This window comes from Arthrobacter livingstonensis (genome assembly GCF_003219815.1).
Taxonomy (GTDB): Bacteria; Actinomycetota; Actinomycetes; order Actinomycetales; family Micrococcaceae; genus Specibacter; species Specibacter livingstonensis.
Window position 1 is genome coordinate 1 of sequence record NZ_QJVD01000110.1, and the last position, 1,047, is coordinate 1,047.

2 protein-coding genes are annotated in these 1,047 nt (G+C 47.9%); one reads left to right on the top strand and one right to left on the bottom strand.

The genetic code is table 11. The annotated features are described in order from the left end of the window. Positions 1-54: 54 nt before the first annotated feature. Positions 55-261, top strand: coding sequence for a hypothetical protein (locus CVV68_RS25175; protein WP_241522039.1), 207 nt, complete (start codon positions 55-57; stop codon positions 259-261). Here the strand turns inward: CVV68_RS25175 and CVV68_RS25180 are convergent. Continuing rightward, positions 254-1,012, bottom strand: coding sequence for a matrix protein 1 (locus CVV68_RS25180; protein WP_103467656.1), 759 nt, complete (start codon positions 1,010-1,012; stop codon positions 254-256). The genes CVV68_RS25175 and CVV68_RS25180 overlap by 8 nt on opposite strands. Positions 1,013-1,047: the final 35 nt, after the last annotated feature.

A 1,047-nucleotide genomic window follows, 5' to 3' on the forward strand; every position in this document is an offset into this window, starting at 1 on the left:
ACGCGTGATCAGTAGAAACAAGGTAGTTTTTTACTTCAGCTCTATGTTGACAAAATGACCATCGTCAACATCCACAGCATTCTGCCGTTCCTGCCGATATTCTTCCCTCATAGACTCAGGCATTCCTTCCGTAGAAGGCCCTCTTTTCAAACCGTATTTAAAGCGACGATAAATGCATTTGAAGAAAAGACGATCAAGAATCCACAATATCAGGTGCAATATCCCAATAATGTTAGCTGCAACAACGAGTGGGTCACTTGAACCGCTGCAGTTGCACTCCCATCCGGTTCTGGTAGGCCTGCAAATTTTCAATAAGATCATCCTTTAGGCCTGTACTGGAGTTAGGGTGAGTCCCGACTGTCCTCATAGCCTGCACCATTTGCCTAGCCTGGCTTGCGATTTCCATGGCTTCCGCTGCCTGTTCACTTGATCCAGCCATCTGCTCCATAGCCTTAGCCGTAGTACTGGCTAGTACCATTCTATTCTCATGCCTAATTAGTGGGTTGGTACTAGTTGCCATCTGCCTGTGGGACCGATGTTGTGCGTCAGCGATCTGCTCACAAGTGGCACATACCAATCCAAGAGCCCCTTCTGCAGTTACTGTCCCCATCCTGTTGTATATGAGACCCATGCAGCTGGCAAGCGCACCAGTTGAGTAACTGAGTGCAACTTCCTTTGCTCCATGAAATGTCATTTCCCTCTTCAGTTTCTTGTATAATTTAACTGCCTTGTCCATGTTGTTTGGGTCTCCATTCCCATTTAGGGCGTTTTGGACAAACCGTCTACGCTGCAGTCCTCGCTCACTGGGCACGGTGAGCGTGAACACAAACCCTAAAATCCCCTTAGTCAGAGGTGACAGGATTGGTCTTGTCTTTATCCACTCCATGAGAGCCTCGAGATCTGCGTTCTTCCCTGCAAAAACATCCTCAAGTCTCTGCGCGATCTCGGCTTTGAGGGGGCCTGATGGAATGATAGAGAGAACGTACGTTTCGACCTCGGTTAGAAGACTCATCTTTAAACATCTACCTGCTTTTGCTGATCACGCGT

Excerpts from the sequence above, each read along its gene's own strand:
- CVV68_RS25175 (WP_241522039.1), top strand. The coding sequence starts at position 55 with ATGACCATCGTCAACATCCACAGCATTCTGCCGTTCCTGCCGATATTC.
- CVV68_RS25180 (WP_103467656.1), bottom strand. The coding sequence starts at position 1,012 with ATGAGTCTTCTAACCGAGGTCGAAACGTACGTTCTCTCTATCATTCCA.